We start from the raw sequence: 21,635 nt of genomic DNA, 5'->3' as shown, positions 1-21,635 counted from the left end.
GCTCCGCCCCCCTACAGTGGCATCAAGTTGTGCTTGCGCGGGTTCTTGTAGACTTTCTTGTCCCGCAACAGCTTCAATGCCTTACGAATTTCGAGCCGCGTCTGAGAGGGCTCGATGACCGCGTCGATGTAGCCGCGCTCGGCCGCGATGTACGGCGTCGCGACGAATTCGTTGTAGAAATTGATGAGCTGCGCCCGCACGGCGGGAGCATTGTCTCCGGCATCCGCCAACTGACGGCGACCCATGATGTTGACGGCGCCCTCGGCACCCATCACCGCGATACGCGCCGTCGGCCACGCCAGGTTCACATCGGCACCGAGTTGCTTGCACCCCATCACGGCGTAACCGCCACCGTACGACTTACGAACCACCAGAGTAACTTTGGGAACCGATGCTTCGAGATAGGCGAACAGGAAGCGGCCACCGCGCTTGATGACACCCATCTGTTCCTGCTCGACGCCCGGCAGGAAGCCCGGGGTGTCGACGAGGAAGATCAGCGGCAGGCCGAACGCGTCGCACAGCCGCACGAAATGCGCCGCCTTGTCGGAGCTTGCCGCGTCGAGCGCACCACTGAGGTACGTGGGCTGGTTCGCGACCACACCCACCGAAACGCCGTCCACCCGAGAGAAACCCGTGATGACGTTGTGTGCGACCTGGGCTCCCACCTCGTGGAAGGTTCCGTCGTCGAAAATACGCATGATGATGTCGTGCATGTCGTAGCCGGCGTTGTCGGCATCGGGCATGAACGTGTCGAGTTCGAGGTCGGTTGCCGTGATCTCGGGTTCGAGGCCCGGATTCACCAGTGGCGCCGATTCCTGACACGATGACGGCAGGAAGCTCAAGTACTCACGCACCCAGTCGAAAGCCGCTTTTTCGTCCACGGCAACGTGATGGATGTTGCCGTTCTCCGCCTGCGTACGCGCGCCACCCAATTCGTCGAGACTGACTTCCTCACCGGTGACGGACTTGATCACGTCCGGCCCGGTCACGAACATGTACGACTCTTCGGTGGCAACCACGACATCGGTATTGATCGGCGCATACACCGCACCACCGGCACACTTGCCGAGTATCACCGAGATCTGCGGGCACAAACCGGAAAGCGGCTCCTGACGGGCACCCATGTTGGCGTACCACGCCAACGACGACACCGCGTCCTGGATGCGTGCGCCGGCCGAATCGTTGATTCCCACCACCGGGCAGCCGATCTTGATCGCGAGATCCATGATCGCGGCCACCTTGCGGCCGAACATCTCGCCGGCTGCGCCGCCGTACACCGTCTGATCGTGGGAGAACACTGCAACCGGTCGACCGTCGACGGTTCCGTGACCGGTGACCACACCGTCTCCGTACGGCTCACCGTCACCGGGAGCCTTCACCAGGGCGCCCGACTCGACGAAACTACCCGGATCGAGAAGCAGGTCGATCCGCTGACGCGGGGTGCTGTGACCGGCGGCGTCACGCTTGGCAATTGCCCGAGGCGATCCGGGATCCTTTGCCATTTCCAACTTTTCGCGAAGTTCGGCGATCTTCTCCGCGGTGGTGGTGGTCACTTCTGTACTCCGGTTTCCGCTGCACCGATCTCGGCGAGCTTCTTGGTGAGGTCTGCAGCGACCTTCGAGACGTACGGCTCGTCCACGATCTGCAGGTGATCCCCGCCGATGTAGACGACCTCGAGGTTCTTCGCGTACTTACCCCAACCACCGTCGGGCTCACGCGTTTTGAACGCGGGCTCGATGGTCATCAACTCGTCGTGATACTTGTCCGCCATGTACAGCACGACGTCGCCGTCGTAGTTCTCGATCTTCGCGGTCTGGATGGCGCGGTCGTCGAGCCACGACGTCCGCTGGTGCTCGATGATGCCGCCCGGAATCTTGGCGTCACTCATCTTGAGCAGATTCATCAAGATCTCGATCTGCTCTTCGTCCGTCTCGGTTGCGGCCAGAAGATCGAGCGGCAACGGCATGTCCACGTTGTAGGTGCGCTTGGCGAACTTGCCGTAACGCTCCCAACGCTTGCGGATCTCCTCCGGTGTGTTCGGAACGTCCTCACCGGCCATCACGGTATCGAGCAACCCGACCACCCGCACGTCGGCACCTTGTTCACGCAGCAACCTCGCGACGGCGTACGACATGACGCCGCCGAACGACCAGCCGTACAGCACGTACGGTCCGTCACCCTGAATTTCGCGCAGCAGCGGCACGTAGGCGGCGGCACGGTCCTCGAGTGAACCCTCGATGCGTTCGAACCCGTACATCGGGGTGTCTGCCGGTAGCCGCTTGAGCAGCGGCTCGTACGTCACCGTGGAACCGCCCGCGGCGTGGAACACGAATACCGGTACGGCGGTGGAACCCTCGGGGCGAGCCCGCAGCGTGCGAACCACACCGTCGATGCGGTCCTCGTCCTCGAGGTACTGGCGCACCACGTCCGAGAGTTCCTCGATGCTCCGACTCGATCGGACGTCACCGGCCGTGATCTCGCCCTCGGCTCGCTCCGACAGGCGTGCAGCCAACTTCTCGGCCACCGCGTCGTCGAGGACGGGAAGTTGGTTGAAGATGCCCTTCGCGGAGCTTCCGGTCACCACTGCCCACGTCGCGAACGTCAAGCGCTCCGCAGCATCTCGCGGCGGAACATCCGAAACGGCGCCGTCGACGGTGTCGGAACCGGCAACGGTGGCCGCGACGGGTGCAGCACCGTCGACCACAGCACCGTCGACCACAGCACCGCCGACCGCAGCGTCCTCGGCCGCATCGGCCGCATCCTGGGCGGCCTTGTCCGCCGCCTGCTTCTCGGCGAGAGCCTGCACCTCTTCGCGATTGTCGATCGCGTACCGCAGGTACTTGTTGACCTCACTGAGGCTTGCGTCCTTGACGGCTTGCAGCTGTAGTTGCGGGATGTCGAACTCGTACTCGACTCGATTCTTGATGCGCATCGCCATCAAGGAATCGAGACCGAGCTCGATCAGCGGAATCTCGGCGGGCAGATCTTCGGGTGAGTATCCCATCGACTCGGCAACGACGATCGTGAGCCGATCGTCGAGACTCTGCGAACCGTTGGGGTCCCACTTCGCGCCGGCATCCTCGACCACCTCGGCGAGAGCTTCGACGGGGCCCGCCGACCGTGTCGGCGCGGCGACCGCCAGTTCCGGTAGCGGTTCACCCGAGGTGACGACGGCGTCGAAAAGCAGTCGGAACTCGGTGTTCTCACGGGCGTGAACCTGTACCGACGCCCCACCGGGGTGCGGATTGAGTGTGGTGGTGACGGTAGCGGCACCGGCAAGATCACCGCGAGGAACAGCAGCGGTGAGGGTGACATCCGAAAGCACCTGTGCGGCAGCGGCAGTGACGAGATCAGTCAAATCGTCGACCACGGCGGCATCGGCCTCCCACACGTGGCGGCCGTCCGGCAACGCGACATGCGATCCCGGAATCCGCGACGCTCCACCCGAAGACACTCGAATATCGAGCCAGTACGGCTTGCGAATGAAAGTCGTACGCGGCAGTGTGGCGAATTTGCCTGCCGGGAACAGTGATTCGAGATCGACGGCGTGACCGTGGACGTACAGCTGCGCGAGAGCGGCCAGCACGCCCGCGGGCTCGTCCTCCTTGCGCTTGAGGGTCTGCACCAACTCCATGTCGTGCAAGCCCGAATCGAACGCGGTAGCCGCAACCGACATCAACGTCACCGGATTGGGCGCCAACTCGACGAACGTGGTGTGACCGCCCGCAACAGCGCCGCGCACCGCGTTGGTGAAGTACACGCTGTGGCGCAAACCCTTCACCCAGTACGCCTCCTGATGAATCGCGTCGTGGCGCGCCCGGTAGAAGGTGTCCTTGTCCACGGACGAGTAGACGCCCACCTTCAACGCACCCGGCTCGATACCGGCGAGCTCCGCCGCCAGTTCACCGAGCAGCGGATCCACCTGCGACGTGTGGCTCGCGCCCTTGGTCTTGAGAACCCGAGCCATCTTGCCGTCCGCCTCGGCGGCAGCGACGATCGCCTCGATATCCGGCTGCGGACCACCGATCACGGTGTGCGTCGGTGCGGCGTACACACAGACCTCGAGCTTGGGATACGTGGGCAGTAGCGCTTCGATCTCCGAAGCGGAGTACTCGAGCAGAGCCATCAATCGGATGTCGTCACCGACGAGGGCACTTTCCGCTTCGCCCATCAGACGTGAACGCGAGCAGATGACGCGCACCGCGTCCTCGAGGTTCAACCCGCCGGCAACGTACGCCGCCGCGGCCTCACCCATCGAATGCGGAACCACCGCTTCGGGTTCCGCGCCGTGATGGCGAAGCACCGCCGCCAAACCGACCTGGATCACGAAGATGCCCACCTGCGCGGTCTCGACGTTGTAATCGACCCCGTCGTCGAGGAACATCTCGGCCACCGAATAGCCGGCCTCGTCCTGAATCAGCTCGTCGACCTCGTCGACGGCAGCCTTGAACACCTCGTTCTCGAGATACAGCTGCTTCGCCATCTTGCGATGCTGCGAACCGAAGCCCGAGAACACCCACACGGCGCCCTTCGGCGACGGCGAATCGGCAGAGAACACACCGGCGGCCGGCTTGCCCGCCGCAACCGCACGCAAAGAACTGATCGCCTCCGAACGGGTGCTCGCCACCACGGCAGCGCGGGAGCGCCCGTGATTGCGACGCGCCAACGTCCGTGCGACATCCGCCAGCGGCGTCGTGCTGCCGTCTTCGGTTTCGAGCCAATCCGCCAGATCTGCCGCAGCGCGTCGACGCCGCGACGGCAACGCACCGGACACCACCAGCACTACCGGCCGCTCGTCCGGTGCCGCACCGGCGTCCTCGACCACAGCCGGGACGTATTCCTTGACCACGACGTGCGCGTTGGTACCACCGAAACCGAAACCGGACACACCGGCGACGGCCTTGCCGGTGTACCGCGGCCAGTCGGTGGCCTCGGACGTCACCTGCAGATGCGCCTTCTCGAAATCGATGTGCGGGTTGGGCCCCAGATAGTTGATGGTCGCCGGGATCTTGTCTTCCTGCATCGCCAGGACGACCTTGATCAGACCGGCAGCTCCGGCAGCGGCCTCGAGGTGCCCGAAGTTGGTCTTCGCACTACCGAGCAGCGCCGGCTTGTCCTCGTCACGGCCTCGGCCGACGACACGACTGAGCGCGTCCGCCTCGATGGGGTCACCCAGGTCGGTGCCGGTTCCGTGGGCCTCGATGTAGTCGACCGTGCTCGGTGCGATACCCGCGTCGCGATACGCGAATCTCAGCACGTCGGCCTGCGCAGCCGGATTGGGTGCGAGCAGTCCGTTGGAACGGCCGTCCTGGTTGACGGCGCTACCGGCGATCACCGCGAGAATCGCATCGCCGTCACGCTCGGCGTCCTCGAGACGCTTGAGCACGACCAGACCGCCGCCCTCACTGCGCACGATCCCTTCCGCGTTCGACGAGAACGCGCGCAATTTGCCGTCGGGGCTGAGCATGCCGGTCTGGTCGAATCCGAGAGTTCCGGGAGGGGCGAGCAGCATGTTGACGCCACCGGCCAGCGCGAGGTTCGAGTCACCACTGCGCAGTGACCGGACCGCCTCGTGCACGGCCACCAAGGACGACGAGCACGCCGTGTCCAACGCGATGGACGGACCTCGGAAATCGAAGAAGTACGACACCCGGTTCGCGACGATCGCCGTGGACGTTCCCGTCAACGCATACGGATGCGCGGTCGCCGGATCACTGACTGCGAGCAGCTGGTAGTCGTTCGCGGAGCTTCCGATGAAGACACCGACCTGCTTGCCCTTGAGATCACTGGCCGCGATCCTGGCGTGCTCGAGGGCCTCCCAGGCGAGCTCGAGAGCCAACCGCTGCTGCGGATCGACATTGACGACCTCGAGCGGAGACATCGCGAAGAACTCAGCGTCGAACCCCTTGACGTCGTCGAGATAGCCGCCCTTGGTGCGGGCGTTCTCGACGGCGGCCCGGATGGCCGGATCGGACATGAACTCGATCCAACGATCCTCGGGCAGATCGGTGATCCCGTCGCGGCCTTCCGCCAGCATCTCCCACATCTGCGACGGAGTGTGCCCGGCGCCGGGGAAGCGGGTGGACAGTCCGACTATCGCGATGTCGTGGGCATTCGACGGCACCGCCGAGGTGTAGTACGAGGCGTCGACGTTCTCGTCCGAAATCTCCGGCTCACCCTCGATGATGAGCGTGGCCAGCGAGTCGATCGTCGGATGCTGATAGACGACGGTGGCGTTGAGCGTGACACCGAGCAGATCCTCGATCTCCCCGCTCAGGGCAACCGCGTCACGAGAAGCCAACCCGAACTCTTCCAGCGGCCGATCGTCGGTGATCGTCGAGACCGGTTGACCGGTCGCCTCGGCAATCCAATTACGCAACCAGTCACGAAGTTGCGCGACACTCATGCCGACGTCCTGACCGTCGACATCGTTGCCCTGCCCACCATCTTGTTCAACCATCAATGCACCAAGCTACCGATCATGAAGGGATGTGCTCCTCAGACGCTGTCGGGAAATGCGGTCTGCTGGTAACCGCCACGCAGCGTGCCCTCGACGTAGCCGGCTTTGCACGCCCGGCGCGCGATCTTGCCGCTGGAGGTGCGCGGGATGGACCCGGCCGGAACGAGAAGGATGTCGCGAGCTGTCACGCCGTGGCGTGCGGCCACCGCGGCACGCACCGCGTCGGCGATCGGCTGAGGATCTGCCTTACCTGCGCCCGGGGCCCGCTCGGCAACGATCACCAATTGCTCCGACGCGTCGTCCGCGTCGAACTGCAGACCCGAGGTGGACTGAGCGAACACCACCTTCGGCAGCTGATTCGCCGGCACCGCGAACGCGGCGATGAAGCCGGGACGCAACGCCGCACTGGCTTCCTGCGCCGAGGCTTCGACGTCCTGCGGGTAGTGATTACGGCCGTCGACGATCACGAGGTCCTTGACGCGCCCGGTGATGTACAGCTCGCCGTCGACGTAGACACCGAAATCTCCGGTCCGCATCCAGTTGCCGTCCCCGGGCACCCCGACCGTGTGGCTGCCCTGAGCCAGGCGATGGTTGAGCTTGTTGTGGAAGGTTTCCGCGGTTTCGTCCGGACGCCCCCAGTAGCCGATACCGATGTTCTCGCCGTGCAACCAGATTTCACCGACGTGGTTGTCGGGCACTTCGATCAACGACTCCGGATCGACGATGGCCGCCCACTGGCTGCGTGCGACGTAACCGCACGACACCTGGGCGATCGCACCCTCCGCGTCCTGGTCGACCGTGACGATCCGCCCCTTGTTCAGCTCGGCGCGGTCGACATAGATGACCTTGGCCTCGTCGGAATGCTTGGTGGACGAGACGAACAGCGTCGCCTCCGCCATGCCGTAGGACGGTTTGATCGCGGTCTTCGGCAGACCGTACGGAGCGAACGCCTCGTTGAACTTACGCATCGACGACGTCGTCACCGGTTCGCTACCGTTGATCAACCCGATCACGTTGCTCAGATCGAGCGTGTCGCCGTCCTTCGGCAGACCTCGTGCCGCGGCATGCTCGAAGGCGAAGTTGGGGGCTGCGGCAAACGTACCCGCACCGTCGGAGACGGCCGCCAGTTCCTTGATCCATCGATACGGCCGCTGCACGAACGCGCGCGGACTCATGATGGTGATGTACTTACCGCCGAGAGCGGGCAGGATGACCGTCAGCAGACCCATGTCGTGGAACAGCGGAAGCCAGGTGACGCCGCGCGAATCCTCGTTGAGTTCGATCGAGTCGACCATCTGCAGAGCATTGGTGCCGACCGCCCGGTGGGTGATCTCCACACCGGCGGGCGTTCGCGTGGAACCCGACGTGTACTGCAGATATGCGATCTCGTCGAAATTGATGTCCGGACGGACCCAGGTCTCCCCGACCGTGTCGGGAATGGCGTCGACGGCGATGATGCGCGGACGTTCGGCGGCGGGCAGCGACCGGAACAACTTCCGCACTCCGGCCGCCGAGGACGCCGCGGTCAGAATGGCGCTCGGCTTGCAGTCCCCGAGAACAGCGTCGAGACGATCGGAATGGCCGGGCTCGTCCGGGTCGAAGAGGGGCACGGCGATGGAACCGGCATGGATGGCAGCGAAGAAGGAGATGACGTAGTCCAGGCCTTGCGGAGCCAGAATCGCGACACGATCGCCACGCTGGGTGACCTGCTGCAAACGCGCTGCTACAGCCCTCAGGCGCACGCCGAACTGATCCCACGTCAGCTCGAGTGCCTCGCCGTCACGCTCACGGGAATAGTCGATGTAGCGGTACGCGAGCTCGTCCGCGTTGACACGCGAGTGTTGCTCGACGTAGTCGACCAGAGTGAAGCCCTCTTGCAGGCGTATCTGGCCCTTCTCGTCGAGATAACCATCGAACAGCGCGTTCATTCCATCTCCTCCGAAGCGATCACACAGGCAATTTTCCTCATGCCTGAGCCCCAGACTTCCTTCGCTCTCTCGGGTCCATCTTCGATCAATCGAATCGCACCGTGTGCGCAACTCACCTGAATCACTTCATCGATCCCAAACCATCGATATGTTACAGATTTGCATCGTGAGTATCCTCCGACCAACTCGACGGCCACGATTGGGCTGATTGCCGGAATTTCGGTCTTCCGAACCTCGACTTCGGACATCGAGGACCTGTAGCCGGTCGGTGGATCGAGCCCGCGAACGTCCCGAAAGCACCAACAGCCTGGCTCGGAGGGCGCGCCGGAACGGCCCCCGATGCCCTACCGATCCCGAACGCCGACGCACCTGTGCGACCCGCAGGAGTCGCAGTCGACGCGGTGAGTGCCGGTGATCGGACGGGAACCATGATCAAGATCATGGTCCGGTCGAGCGGGACGCCGTCAGGGCTCACGCAATACGCGGCACGACGACGTGTGCAACTCATTGATCGCTTCTCCTGTGCTGGCGGGGTCGAAACTCTGAACTTCGGACTCGGGCCTATCGAACCTACTAGCGAGCTCCGCTTCGACAGCACTGTAGGTGACCCGCCGGGGTCACCTGACACTCCACCGTGATCAAACCAGCAGATTACCCGGCCTCGACTCGCTCGACGACAGATACGTTCCATATGCGCGAATCAACTGTGCGGAGGCGTCGGTGCATCGTCGATCAGATCCGCCGCCCACCTGACCATCCACTGAGTCGCCGTCGTCCCGTCCGACTCGACCGGGAACGAGTTGTACATCGCGTGCACCGGATTCTTGCTGTAGTCGAGCAATCGACCCGCCGACGACAACCAGTTACTCGGATTCAGCGCTGCTGGCGGCGCGTCACAGATCCCGTCGTCGGGCGCACAAATCTGATACGTCCGATCGTTGAGTGCACCGAAACCGCCCGGCCGTGCACCCGTCATCGTCAACCCCGGAAGATTCAGCCCGTTCAACGAGAGCTCCGCGCCCACGCCTGCAACTTCCGGGCCAACCGTGATACCGAACGCCGGATCACGTCGACCGTCGGCGATGAGCGCCACACCGAGAACCAGATTCGCCGGAACCGCACCCGTCCCGTCACCGATCGCCGCAGCGACATTGCCGGTGATGACCGCACCCTGCGAGAACCCGACGAGTACGTAACTCGTGAGCGGGCACTGAGCATGCCGCTCGACCAGAAAATCGTTTGCCGCAGCGGTTCCCGCGGCACGAGAGTTGTTGTACGACTGCTGACCGTCCGGCGGAATCGCGACCGGATTCGAGAACTGCGCAACATACGGAACCGTGTAGACGTCGGCCCGACCCGGAGCGAACTGCTGCTGCAGCGGCCTGGTCACGTTGAGCATCAACGACGCCGGGTTGGCCGTGGGGTTGTACGGATCGTCGGTGGCACTCGACTCCCACGTGCCCGGTGTGGCAACTACCTGGACATCCGGACAATCGGCCGATTGCGCGGCTGGCGGCGGCGGACCGGGCGGTAGCGGTTTGTCCTCGGGTACCCGTCCCGCCAACAGATACCAGCCGCCCACGACGACCGCCGCGACCACCACGATGATCAGAAGCGGAACCAGACAACCGCGACGCTTACCGCGCCTTGCCATCACCGGCGGGCCTACTTGCAGTAACTGTCGTGTGCGACGTCGATGTACGTCTGAGCGTCCTTCTGAGCCTGCTCCGGCGTGATCGCCCGGCCGGCGACTTCGGCCTCCTGACCGACGAACGCGATCACGAACGTACGTACTTCGTCGTCGGTCTGCGCCCCGGCCGCGCAGATGTAGTTCGCCGTGTTGACCGCGACACTGCCGTCACCGGCCGGGTCGATACCGCGCGCCTTCAGTCCGTCGAGGAACTGCTGGGCCTGCGGACTCACCTCCACCACGGTGGGCCCCGGGAAACCCTCGATGCTCTGCGGCTGCTCCGGCGGCGCCGTGGCGGCCGCTCCCGGACTCGTGACCGCCGTGGACGTCGACGCGGTCGACCCGCCGGCGGACGAGGTAGCGGCGCCTGCGGAAGTAGACGCGGTGGCCGCGGACGTCGGATCGGAAGACGCCGTCGAATCGTCGCTGCCGCAGGCGACGAGCGCGGTGCTGGTGGCCAACGCCAGCGAACCCAACGCGAATGCCCGCGCAACGGTGTGTCGGTTACCCGAGAAAAGCGCCATCAGTTTCCGTCCTTGCCTTCGATCGAAAGTCCATCATCAGGTTACGCAACACAGGGGCGGGCTCCGATCCATGATCGGGCCCGCCCGGCATGTGTCACTGCGACGATTTCCTCTAGTGAACTTCGGTCTTACCGTCGATCACCGTGATGTAGCCGAACTGGAAGTTCTGCTGAACGCCACCGGCTATGTCGAACTTGTCGCTGATCGGGAAACCGAGCCTGCCACCCTCGTAGCCGACACTCTTCCACCCGTCGAACAGGGGGCCGTTCTCGACCGACCAGGCACCGGTACCCGGACTCCAGTAGATGTTCCCGCCCTCGAAGGCGGTGAACCTACCGTTGTCCTTGATCGGGATCTCGTTGGACTTCGGGAAGCCGAGCCATCCGTTTTCCCAACCGAGCTCACCGTATTTGCCCATGATCATGCCGAGCACCGCGTACGTTCCGGCGGCGCTGCTGTACATCGCTCCGATCTCGAAGCCCTGGACCTTACCGGCCTTTCCGGGTGTCGCGATCTCGTCGGCGGTCGGGTAACCGAGCGGGCCGCCCTCCCATCCCTGCGCCGACCATTCGGCGAGAATGTCACCGCTGACGGGATGTGCGCCGGTCTGCGGAGTCCAGTAGATCGACCCGTTCTGGAAGTGGTTGTACCGGCCACGTCCGTCCGGCGTACCGAATTCCGGAGTCTTCGGGAATCCGAGTGGGCCGGCTGCAGCTCCCGTGTTCATGTAGGCACCGGCGATACGTCCGGCGACCGGCTGCGCTCCGGTTCCGGGGGTGAAGTAGATGCGGCCGTTACGGAAGTCCTGAGCGATACCACCGGCCACGTTGTACTCGGGAGTGACACAATCACCGATCCACGCGTTGGCGCCGGCGGTGGCACCGATCGCGCCAGCCGCATTGCAGCCGGGCTTGTCCACGTCGGTACCGAGCGCGTTGGCCAGCTGCGGCCAGAGCTGGTGCAGCTCGAACTGCCAGTACGGCCACGAGTGGGTGCCGGAAGGGCGGTAGTTCACCTGCGCCGGGATCCCCAGCTGGTTGAGCTTGGTCGCGAAGGTCTGCGATGTGAGGCGAGCGAGAATTTCCAGACCCATACCCGCGTAGTTGGTGCTGACACCGGGAATGCCGGACGGCTGATCGTACGGACCGGTGGTGCCGCTGCCGCTCGAGACGTACAGGCTCACACCCTTGAGCTTGTCGGCGAGCTGATACGGATCGTGGGCGGGCCACTGCGGATCGGACGGCGGACCCCACATCGCGGCCGAGTTGAAGCCGCCGGCGTCGTTCATCGCGAAACCGATCGCCTGCGGCATGCCGAGCGAGGTGGTGGTCAAAATGCCCGAGAGCGAGGCTGCGAACTTGAAGAAGCCCTGGTTCCTGGCGGCGAGGAACATCGCCGAGGTGCCGCCCATCGAGAGGCCGACGACGCCACGGGTCTGATTGGTGCGCCAGTCTTTCTCGAGGATGGGGGGAAGTTCCTTCGTCAGGAACGTCTCCCACTGGTAGTTCTTGCCGTTGTCGGGCGAGAGCCAGTCGGAGTAGAAACTGGATTGGCCGCCGACGGGAAGAATCACGTTGACGTTCTTGTCGGCGTAGAAGGATTCGGCATCGGTTTCGGCGGTCCAGCCGTTCTCGATGTCGGTGGCGCGCAGACCGTCGAGCATCCACACCGACGGGAACGACGCGGACGGGTTGAGATTCCAGTCGCGTGCCAGCAGTATCTGCACCTGGATCGGAATCCCCATCGCAGGAGAGTTCACCCACAGTGCGACGCGGCGCTCGCTGAGCCACTCCACCTTGGTCACGGTGGCGCCGGTGGCGTTCTGGGTCGCTGCCGGGGCGCTCAGTGCCGGTGTCGGTGCCGCGGCGGCAACTCCGGCTCCCGTCACGCCCGCAGCGAGCGGAACCACCAGCAGCGCTGCCAGCGCGCCGACGACCTTCGTCCGGAGGGTTGCCCGGGACCTGTGACGGTCCGCCCTGGCAAGGCCTACTCGCATGAGTTCACTCTCTTTCCCTGACGTTCGGTCCGCGCATCGATCGGGCCCCGCGTTCGAACTCTTTCTACACGCAAACGACCCCCGGTCGGGGTAGCCGCGCTGTTACCGGTGGTGCAATTGTTACGCAGACCCAGCGATGGTGGACCGTCGAACGCACACGTGCCGTCCTGGTTCTCCGGAAGCGGAGATCAGAACGGCACGTGTGCAGAGATTGTCAGTTGACGCGGTTGACCGCGATCACCAGGCGTTCATGGTGTCGAGAATCTGGCCGCGAGCCTTCCACAGCTCTGCCGACCAGTACGGCCAGGAATGCGTGCCGTTGGCGGGGAAGCTGTAGGTGGCCGGAATGCCCAGCGAGTTCATCCGGATCTGGAATGCGCGAGTGTTCACCAGAGCGAGGGCTTCGAGACCCATGCCGTTGGCGGTGTTGTAATAGTCGATCGGAGCGCGGGGCTGATCGTATTCGCCCGGCAGGCCGCTGGCCGACGAGATGTACATCGAGAGACCCTGCAGGCGCGGCGCGAAGACGAAGGGATCGTTACGCAGCCATTCCGGGCTCCACGGCGGACCCCACATCGAGTCGACGTTGAAGCGGCCGGCGTCGAGCATGGCGACGCGGATCGCCTCACGCATACCGGGGGCCGAGATGTTCAGGTAGCCGGAGAGCGAACCGGCGAACTTGAACTGGTCACGGTGGTAGGCAGCCAAGGTCAGTGCGGCGCTGCCGCCCATCGACAGACCGAGGACCGCGTTGTTGGACTTCGAGACGCCGTAGTTGGCGAGGAAGTTCGGCAGTTCCTGGGTGAGGAAGGTTTCCCACTTGTAGGTGATCTGCTGACCGTTGAAGTTCGACGGCGCGTACCAGTCGGTGTAGAAGCTGGACTGACCGCCGACCGGCATCACGAGGGTGATGTTGTCGTTGCGGAACTGGTCCAGAGCGTTGGTCTCGAAGCTCCAGGCGTTGCGATCGTCGCGGGCGCGGAGTCCGTCGAGAAGGTAAAGCGCTGCGTTTCCGCCGCGGGCGGCCCACTGCACCTGGACCTTGATGTTGCCCATGGAGGAGGGCACCCACAGCTCGTCGTAACCGCCCCAAGGAGCAGTGTGGCTGGGGGCCGAGTGAGCGGGAGCAGCAGATGCGACTGCGCTACCGGTTACGCCTGCAGCAAGGGGAAGCACGAGTGCCGCGGCACCGATGGCCATCGCTCGGTGCTTGAGGCGCTCGGACAGCCTCTTTCTGGCAAAACGCATGAATACTGCTCTCTCTCTTCGTCTGCGGGCCCACTCGGAGGCGGGTCCGACGGATTCCGTCGGGGAACAGGCTTTCCTGCCGGCCCCAGCAAGAACTCGGGTCGGCAGCGGACCTCTTCCAAGTCACACTGCGCTCGGTGGACTGTATGTCACAGCTCGAGCTGTGACAAATGATCACCTGCCATTCGGACAATTGGTTTCACAACCGTCCGAGCAACCTTCCGAAACCCGTCCAAGGCCTCGAAATGGATGATTCGTCTTCGGGTACATCGACGACGACTGCGTCGCCGTTACAAAATCGAGATATTAAAATTCTGTTTAACATTATGCCCGGCGTCACGCCTGTCGGCATCTTATTCGGTCGATGTCGGCGGCAGTAGACCACAACGTTGTAATTCGTACTTGGGCACCCGATCGAACCGGTAGCCGGCAAATTCGAAGGCATCACGGAAGTTCTGCTTGAACCGAGCCCACGTCAGCTCCGACCGGTACGAGGTGAGGAGGTCTTGCGTCTGCGGACACGTCAGCGCCAACTTCGCGTCTGCTACCCAGTCCTCGTCGAGGAAGTACGGCAACCACGGATGCACGTCCGTCATCCCGGTATCGGCGACGACCCAGTCCGGGTACAGGTATTTGTCGTGCCCGATCCGGCCGTCCTCGAGGCGCTCGGTATGCGCCGCCAACGGATACGCCAGCCCCATCTGGTCGAGAACACGGACGTCGAGACCGACGTTCATGGACGTCATCCCCAGGTTGAGGAAGTAGACGATGTGCTCGTCCGGTTGGCCCAACGGGCCCGGCGGCGGCACGACGAACCAGTGGTCGTAGTTTCCGGACGGCAGCAGCAGACCACCCTCGGGGGTGTTGGCGATGGCCTCCGTCATGGCCCGCATCCGCGGGTAGTCGAGGTAGTCCTCGGCCCGGATCGGGTGATCGTGCCCGGTGTTGAGGGTTGTAGAACGCTCGCTCGTCGACGATGCCGGATCGTCCGACGATCGCGCCCTGGGGCATGCCCGTGGTGTTGGCGGCGAAGAACGCCCAGACGATCGTTCCGATCCACAACACGACCGAGACGCCGAAGACCGCGGTGTCACGATTGGCACCCAGAGCGGTGCGGGCCGGAAGCCGCAAGGGTATGACGGCAACCGGAATCAACAGCAGGAACAGGACCGGAAGCAGCACCCGACCGTGCATGAAATCGCCGCCGACCCGGAGCGAGTACACACCCAGGATCAGTCCGCTGCCCAGCACGAACGCGACCGCTGCGCGAGGAGTTCGCAGGAATGCCTGCAGTCGAACCACTCGCGACGACGACTCCTGCGTGGTCGGCGCGGGAGTCTCACCGCGGCGACGCCAACCGAGCAGAATCGCGCCGACGAGCAGGAACAGCAGCGGCAGCCACAGCAGGTAGGGCCCGACGAGGTTCCACAGGTAGGCAAACCCCTGCGCCCACTTGGCACCGCCTGCATCCTTCGACACCGCGGTGTTGGGGTAGGGCAACGCGTAGTAGCCCATGCGCCAGATCTGGTAACCGACCGGGACGAGGCCCGCGACGAGCACGATCAGAACTCGCACCTTCCAACCGAGGCCGGCCGACAGGATGATCATGAGCAGCGCCACCGCGCCGGGAATCGCCATCTCGGGCCGGATCAACGGCGCCAGACCGGCCACGAAGGACAGTGTCAGTACCGATGCGGTCGACGGCACCGAAGCCTGCGTCCAGCGTATGAGCAGCAACCACAGGAGTGCGAGCCAGAATATGACCAGGCAGGTCTCGAGGCCGGACGTGGCGAAGTCGCGGGCGGGCGGGACGGCGATGTACACGAGCACACCGGCCGGGGCCAACAGGACCGTTCCCCCGGCGAGCGGCCGGACACCGCGGTACAACCGGGCGGTGCCGAGCATCGCCAAGACGATCGCGGCGGTCGAGAGCACCAACGCGATGGTCAGAACCACGTATTCGAGCCGGATCTGGGTCAGCCACCCGAAGGCGTAGACGACGTACGTCCACGCGGTACTCGTATTCGCCTCGACCCGTTCCCCGGCGTTGAACACCGGGCCGTTTCCCGCGAGCAGGTTTCGCACCGTCCGCAGCACGATGAGTCCGTCGTCTGCTATCCAGCGGCGTTCCCACGCTCCCCACAGCATCAGGGCAGCAGCAAGCACCACCCCACCGAGGAAAACTCCTCGACCAAGGGTGGTGCGCTGTACCGGTGCTTCGAGCGCCGGATCGGCCGCGAACTCGGCCTCAGACGAGGTAGACAGCGACACCCACTACCCCGATCCACGCGATGGCGAGGAGTTGCAGAACACGGTCTCCGAGCGCGATCTCCTCCGGCTCGCCCGCCACGCCGCCGTCGACGTCGACGGCATAGCGCAGAACAGCGATGGTGAAAGGCACCATCGAGATCGCGTACCAGTTGGTGTCCTTGATGGCATCCTGCTGGAACGCCCACAACCCGTAGCAGAGCACCAGCGTCGTTGCGGCCATCGTCCACACGAATCGCAGGTAGGTGGTCGTGTAGCTCTCGAGAGATTTACGAATCTTGGCACCGGTTCGCTCGGCCAACTGCAATTCCGCATACCGTTTTCCGGCGGCCATGAACAGTGAACCGAACGCCATCATCAACAGGAACCACTGCGAGAGGTCGATCTCGGCGGCCACACCACCGGCGATGGCCCGCAGCAGGAAGCCGGACGAGACGATGCAGATGTCGAGAACGGCCTGGTGCTTGAGTCCGAAGCAGTAGGCGAGCTGGATGGCGATGTAGATGCCCATGACGACGGCAAGTTGCCAGTTCGCGATGAACGACAGACCGATCGCCGCGACCAAGAGCACCACGGCCATCGCGTAGGCGAGGTTGACGGGCAGCACTCCGGCGGCGATGGGCCGGAACCGTTTGGTGGGGTGAGCGCGGTCCGCTTCGACGTCCATCGCGTCGTTGACGAGGTAGATGCCCGACGCGGCCAGGCAGAACACCACGAAGGCGAGTGCCACCGGCAGCAGGACGGCGCCTTCGGTGGCGGTCCCCGCCGCGATGGGCGCGGCCAACACCAGGACGTTCTTGACCCACTGGCGTGGACGGAGCGCCTTGACGATGCCGGCGGGCAGCGACTTGGGGGGTCCGCTGACCGTGGCCGGTTCCTCGCTCATTTATCTCCACATTTCTGTTCTGCTTTGAGTACCACCGCTGCAGAAGCTGCGCCCAGCGCTGCTCCGGCGAGCACGTCCGTCGGGTAATGGACTCCCAGAACCAGGCGCGAGAGCATCATCGGGGGGACCAGTACCGCGGGTAAGGGTAGCCCGGTGAGCCGTCCGATCAGGACAGCCGCCGCCGTTGTGGACGTGGCGTGGGACGACGGGAAGCTGAGCTTGCTCGGCGTGGACACGTTGACCTGCAGTGACGGATCGGACGGCCGCTTGCGTCGGACGACACGCTTGACGACGACGGAGGCGGCGTGCGCACCGAACGCACCGACTGCGGCGCCTGCCCATTCGCGGCGACGGGGTTTGTCCACGGCCGCTCCGACGGCGGCGATCGCGATCCAGCCGAGCGAGTGCTCACCGAAATGCGACATACCGCGGGCGACCGTGACGGCTCCCGGTAATTGTCCGACAGTCGACTGGACTGTCTGCAAGATCTTGACTTCAGGAGACGCCGAAGACACGTTTCCACCTTTCCGTGCTGGTCAGTGAGGGAACAGCGTCCTGATACTGCTTCTTGAGTTCGGGGAATCGGGCCGCCAGTTCGCGGCGCAACCTCATCGCTTCCTTGAGCAGTTCGCGGGCCTGCGCCGGATTGCGTTTGCGGTAGACGACACCGCGCCCGTCTGCGGTGGTGACGGTGACGCCGTCCACCTGGGAGAGCAGGAACCATCTGGCGTCGATGGTGGGCACGTTGAGTTGCGGTTGCTCGTGATGGTGGGTGTCCACTGGCTTGACGTTGTGGACGGCGGCCTTGCCGACGCGGACGAGTTTCGCGAGTGTTCCGACGGGTGCGCTCACGTCCCCGACGCCGCCGCCGGAGGGGAGCGGCAGCGATGTCGCCGAGGGCAGTACGACGGCGTCGGAGTATTCCTTGCGTTGAGCGTGTACCTGTCCGAGTGCGGTGGGGAGCAGATTCGCGATGTGTTCCGGGCCGGCGAGGAAGTCCGCGATGGCCTTGTTCTGGATGGCGACGGTGGAGTATTCGAGGCACAGGAGGTGCTTGAGAGTGGCTTTCACCGAGTTGATCACGAGTCCGCGGCCGTTGCCCGGCATGTGCAGGGCGGCGACGACGAGGCGGTTGCGGAGGTGGAAGTACGCCTGCCAGTCGATGGCGTCGTCCTTGTCGCTCCACGCCATGTGCCAGATTGCGGCACCGGGCAGGGTGACCGTCGGATAGCCGGCATCTTTTGCGCGCAAACCGTATTCGACGTCGTCCCATTTGATGAACAGCGGGAGGGGTTGGCCGATCTCTTCGGCAACCTGCCGGGGAATCATGCACATCCACCAGCCGTTGAAGTCGACGTCGATGCGTCGGTGCAGCAGTTTCGATTCGCGCAGCGGTTTGGCCGCGAAATCGTGGTCGTATTCGACGTTGGGGGCGGCCGACCACATGAAGATGCCACGGTTGACCACCTCGCCCATGACGTGAAGGTGGCTGCGTTCTTGCAGGTTGAGCATCTGCCCACCCACCAGGGTGGGCGACTTCGCGAAGCGGGAGAAGGCCAGGGCCCGTAGGATCGAGTCGGGTTCGATCTCGATGTCGTCGTCCATGAACAGGATGTATTGGCAGTCCGTCGTCTCGAGCGCCTCGTACATGATGCGGCTGTAGCCGCCAGATCCACCGAGATTTGCTTGATCGTGGATGACCAGTCGATCCCCAAGGGCCGCAGCAGCTTCGGTGAATCCGGGCTCGTCGCGCACCTTCCGGGTGCCCTGATCCGGCATGATGACGGCCTTGATCACCTCGGACACCAGCGGGTCCGAGGAGAGTGCGGCGAGCGCCTTGACAGCGTCCGTCGGCCGGTTGAACGTCGGGATGCCCACGGCCACAGTGGCTTCGCCCGGCGCTTCGATCGGCGCGTACCAGCCGCCACCGGCCAGCGTGACGGCGCTGTCGGTGGTGATGTCGAACCAGATCCAGCCACCGTCTTCGAACGGCGCCAGATCAACCTCGAACTCTACCGACCCGTCACGAAATTCCTTGCCCTCAACGTGAATTCGCGAGGAATCAGCTTTGGAGCGATAGACGTCGACGCGGCCGTGACCTGTCAGTTCGAGCCGCAGGACCACCGACTTCAGAATGGTCCAGCGACGCCAGTAGCTGGCCGGAAACGCGTTGAAGTAGGTGGCGAAGGAAACTTCGGTCTCGGCTCCGAGCGCCACCGACGTGCGCGAGGTGGAGTGCGCCCGCCGGTTGTTGCTCCACGATTCTTCGAGGTAGAGCGTGCGTACGTCGAGCGGTTCGCCTGCGCGCGGTGCGATGATGCGGTGCAGCAGCGATTTGCCGAGGTGGTCCGTCTCGGTCATTCGCCGTCCTCCGCGAGTGCCACGCCGGTTTCCAGGTGGGGACGCAGGGTGTTCTCGAACAGCGTCAGCGCACTGGCGATGGCCATGTGCATGTCCAGGTACTGATAGGTGCCGAGTCGGCCGCCGAAGAGCACCTTGTTCTCGGCAGTCTCCGACTTGGCCCGAGACCGGTAGGCGGCGAGCTTCTCGCGATCTTCCGGGGTGTTGATCGGGTAGTAGGGCTCGTCCGACTCCTGTGCAGCGCGGGAGAACTCCCGCATGATGACCGTCTTGTCGGTCGGGTACTCGCGTTCGGGATGGAAGTGCCGAAACTCGTGGATGCGCGTGAACGGGAATTCGGCGTCGTTGTAGTTCATGACCGGAGTGCCCTGAAAGTCGCCGGTGGGCAGTACTTCGGTTTCGAAGTCGAGGGTACGCCAACCCAGCTTGCCCTCGGAGTAGTCGAAGTAACGATCCAGCGGACCGGTGTAGACGACGGGCGCGGCCGGGCTGGCGGCACGGAGTTCACCGCGGACGTCGAAGTAGTCGGTATCGAGGCGGATCTCGATGTTCGGATCCTTCGCCATGTTCTCGAGCCACGCGGTGTAGCCGTCGACGGGCAGGCCTTCGTAGGTGTCGTTGAAGTAGCGGTTGTCGAAGTTGTAGCGAACCGGCAGCCGGGTGATGTTTCCGGCGGGCAGGTTCTTCGGATCGGTCTGCCACTGCTTGGCCGTGTAGTCGCGCACGAAAGCCTCGTAGAGCGGGCGCCCGATCAGGGAGATCGCCTTCTCTTCCAGATTGGACGCATCCTTGGAATCGAACTCGGTAGCCTGCTCGGCGATCAGCGTTCGCGCTTGTTCGGGGGTGAAGTAGCGACCGAAGAACTGCGAGACCAGACCGAGCCCCATCGGGAACTGGTAGGCCTGCCCCTTGTGCAGGGCGAACACCCGATGCTGGTAGTTCGTGAACTCCGTGAACTGCGTGACGTAGTCCCATACCTTCTTGTTCGAGGTGTGGAAGAGATGGGCACCGTACTTGTGGATTTCGATACCCGTTTCCGGCTCGGCCTCCGAGTACGCGTTACCCCCCAGGTGATGCCGCCGATCCAATACCAGCACGCGCTTTCCCAGTTGGGTAGCGGCACGCTCGGCAATGGTCAGCCCGAAAAATCCGGATCCGACGACGATGAGGTCGTACTGGTCACGGGCGGTCTCTGAATTTGCAGCGGTCACGATGAACCAGGGTATCGGACCTGTTGGGCGGCGGCGGGTTGGATGCATCACCAGCCCTGATGCGCGCGGTCTTCACGCCGAGATCAGCGTGCGAGCAGTCGGTCTCCCGTCGGCGTCGAAGCCGACCGTGATGGGCTCGTCCACCGGAAAATGGGCGGGCAGTAGTAACAGCCCCTTCCTGGCACACCGCAGGAGCAGTTCACGACGGGTGATGCGGGCCTGTTCCGGGTCCGCGTCACCGCCTTGACTCAGATCCGGGTACAGGAACTGGATGGGGTGATGAATCACGTCGCCTGCGATGACGGCCCCGCCTCCGCTCGGGGTGAGAATCTCCACCACGAGGTGTCCGGCCGTGTGACCGGGTGCCGCCCGCACCACGACGCGGGTGTCCGTCGTTTCCGCGAGCACGTGCCCGTCGTCGACTGCCAGCCACTGCGCACGGTCGAGCACCGGGCGAACGCTGTCCTGATATGTACGGACCAGATCGGACGGCACACCGTCGTGTGGTCCGGCGGCGACCAACTGTTCGAGCGCCCCCAGTTCGGTACGGCCGAACACGTACGTGGCGTGGGGAAAGGTCGGCTGCCAGGTGTCTGCTTCCAGGCTGGTGTTCCAGCCACAGTGGTCGGGGTGCAGATGCGTGCTGATCACGAGATCGACATCATCGGCCGCGACGCCGGTGGCCGCGAACCGCTCTAGGTAGTCGGTGCCGAACATGTGGTGCGGCAACAAATTCGGGCGGTTCTTGTCGTTTCCATTTCCGGTGTCGACAACGACGACGGTGTCGCCGATCTCCACGAGGTAGGTGTGGATGGCCAGCATGAGGTCGTCGGCGGCGAGAAGGCCGGGGGCCAGGCGCCCGGACGCGGCGTCGAGTTCCTCGGCTCGCACGGCCGGGAACAACTCGGCGGACGGAAACGGCCACTGCGGCAGTTCCGTCAACTGGGTCACGCGCGCAGATCCGACGTCGACGGAAAAACTCATCAGGGACTGCCCTCCGTGCTCACGCGAGCAGCCGTTCGACTCCCCGGACACTCAACACTTCACCCCCGGATGCGCGCTC

Annotated in this window: 12 protein-coding genes and 1 pseudogene; all 13 read right to left on the bottom strand. The window is 64.2% G+C overall.

Annotated elements, in window-relative coordinates; translation table 11 throughout:
• Nucleotides 1–11 precede the first annotated feature (11 nt).
• A complete protein-coding gene (locus ABH922_RS24335) occupies nucleotides 12–1,553 on the bottom strand; it encodes an acyl-CoA carboxylase subunit beta (protein ID WP_424809379.1) in 1,542 nt (513 codons plus the stop codon).
• Complete coding sequence (pks13, locus tag ABH922_RS24330; RefSeq protein ID WP_424809378.1) at nucleotides 1,550–6,460, bottom strand: polyketide synthase Pks13; 4,911 nt, start codon at nucleotides 6,458–6,460, stop codon at nucleotides 1,550–1,552. The genes ABH922_RS24335 and pks13 overlap by 4 nt, the downstream gene beginning before the upstream one ends.
• 38 nt (nucleotides 6,461–6,498) lie before the next feature.
• Entirely contained in the window at nucleotides 6,499–8,388 is a 1,890-nt protein-coding gene (gene fadD32 / locus ABH922_RS24325) for a long-chain-fatty-acid--AMP ligase FadD32 (protein WP_424809377.1), read from the bottom strand.
• 700 nt (nucleotides 8,389–9,088) lie between these two features.
• Nucleotides 9,089–10,042, bottom strand: coding sequence for a cutinase family protein (locus ABH922_RS24320; RefSeq protein ID WP_424809769.1), 954 nt, complete (start codon nucleotides 10,040–10,042; stop codon nucleotides 9,089–9,091).
• A gap of 11 nt (nucleotides 10,043–10,053) precedes the next feature.
• A complete protein-coding gene (locus ABH922_RS24315; RefSeq protein WP_424809376.1) occupies nucleotides 10,054–10,602 on the bottom strand; it encodes a DUF732 domain-containing protein in 549 nt (182 codons plus the stop codon).
• A gap of 112 nt (nucleotides 10,603–10,714) precedes the next feature.
• Nucleotides 10,715–12,598: an alpha/beta hydrolase-fold protein gene (locus ABH922_RS24310; protein WP_424809375.1), complete on the bottom strand. Its 1,884-nt coding sequence runs from the start codon at nucleotides 12,596–12,598 to the stop codon at nucleotides 10,715–10,717.
• A 237-nt stretch (nucleotides 12,599–12,835) separates the two neighbouring features.
• Entirely contained in the window at nucleotides 12,836–13,846 is a 1,011-nt protein-coding gene (locus tag ABH922_RS24305; RefSeq protein WP_424809374.1) for an alpha/beta hydrolase, read from the bottom strand.
• Between the two features lie 353 nt (nucleotides 13,847–14,199).
• Nucleotides 14,200–16,117, bottom strand: a pseudogene (gene zomB / locus ABH922_RS24300) (flagellar motor control protein ZomB).
• Nucleotides 16,095–17,000 (bottom strand): decaprenyl-phosphate phosphoribosyltransferase, encoded by a 906-nt coding sequence (locus ABH922_RS24295; RefSeq protein ID WP_424809373.1) that lies wholly within the window; start codon nucleotides 16,998–17,000, stop codon nucleotides 16,095–16,097. Before ABH922_RS24295 ends, zomB begins: the two are co-directional and overlap by 23 nt.
• Nucleotides 16,997–17,515, bottom strand: a complete 519-nt coding sequence (locus tag ABH922_RS24290; RefSeq protein ID WP_424809372.1) for a phosphatase PAP2 family protein — start codon at nucleotides 17,513–17,515, stop codon at nucleotides 16,997–16,999. The genes ABH922_RS24295 and ABH922_RS24290 overlap by 4 nt, the downstream gene beginning before the upstream one ends.
• Nucleotides 17,496–19,361, bottom strand: coding sequence for a glycosyltransferase (locus ABH922_RS24285; RefSeq protein WP_424809371.1), 1,866 nt, complete (start codon nucleotides 19,359–19,361; stop codon nucleotides 17,496–17,498). Before ABH922_RS24285 ends, ABH922_RS24290 begins: the two co-directional genes overlap by 20 nt.
• The gene (glf, locus tag ABH922_RS24280; protein ID WP_424809370.1) at nucleotides 19,358–20,572 is read right to left on the bottom strand and encodes a UDP-galactopyranose mutase; all 1,215 of its coding nucleotides are present in this window, start codon (nucleotides 20,570–20,572) and stop codon (nucleotides 19,358–19,360) included. The genes ABH922_RS24285 and glf overlap by 4 nt, the downstream gene beginning before the upstream one ends.
• A gap of 72 nt (nucleotides 20,573–20,644) precedes the next feature.
• A complete protein-coding gene (locus ABH922_RS24275; protein ID WP_424809369.1) occupies nucleotides 20,645–21,556 on the bottom strand; it encodes an MBL fold metallo-hydrolase in 912 nt (303 codons plus the stop codon).
• Nucleotides 21,557–21,635 lie beyond the last annotated feature (79 nt).

Source organism: Rhodococcus sp. 27YEA15, assembly GCF_049739425.1.
Classification (GTDB): Bacteria; Actinomycetota; Actinomycetes; order Mycobacteriales; family Mycobacteriaceae; genus Rhodococcus_F.
This window is presented reverse-complemented; position numbering and strand designations above follow the sequence as displayed.

Bases quoted from the DNA above. Each gene is read 5' to 3' on its own strand.
- pks13 (WP_424809378.1), bottom strand. From the start codon at position 6,460: ATGGTTGAACAAGATGGTGGGCAGGGCAACGATGTCGACGGTCAGGAC.
- fadD32 (WP_424809377.1), bottom strand. From the start codon at position 8,388: ATGAACGCGCTGTTCGATGGTTATCTCGACGAGAAGGGCCAGATACGC.
- ABH922_RS24320 (WP_424809769.1), bottom strand. From the start codon at position 10,042: ATGGCAAGGCGCGGTAAGCGTCGCGGTTGTCTGGTTCCGCTTCTGATC.
- ABH922_RS24315 (WP_424809376.1), bottom strand. From the start codon at position 10,602: ATGGCGCTTTTCTCGGGTAACCGACACACCGTTGCGCGGGCATTCGCG.
- ABH922_RS24310 (WP_424809375.1), bottom strand. From the start codon at position 12,598: ATGCGAGTAGGCCTTGCCAGGGCGGACCGTCACAGGTCCCGGGCAACC.
- ABH922_RS24305 (WP_424809374.1), bottom strand. From the start codon at position 13,846: ATGCGTTTTGCCAGAAAGAGGCTGTCCGAGCGCCTCAAGCACCGAGCG.
- ABH922_RS24295 (WP_424809373.1), bottom strand. From the start codon at position 17,000: ATGAGCGAGGAACCGGCCACGGTCAGCGGACCCCCCAAGTCGCTGCCC.
- ABH922_RS24285 (WP_424809371.1), bottom strand. From the start codon at position 19,361: ATGACCGAGACGGACCACCTCGGCAAATCGCTGCTGCACCGCATCATC.
- ABH922_RS24275 (WP_424809369.1), bottom strand. From the start codon at position 21,556: ATGAGTTTTTCCGTCGACGTCGGATCTGCGCGCGTGACCCAGTTGACG.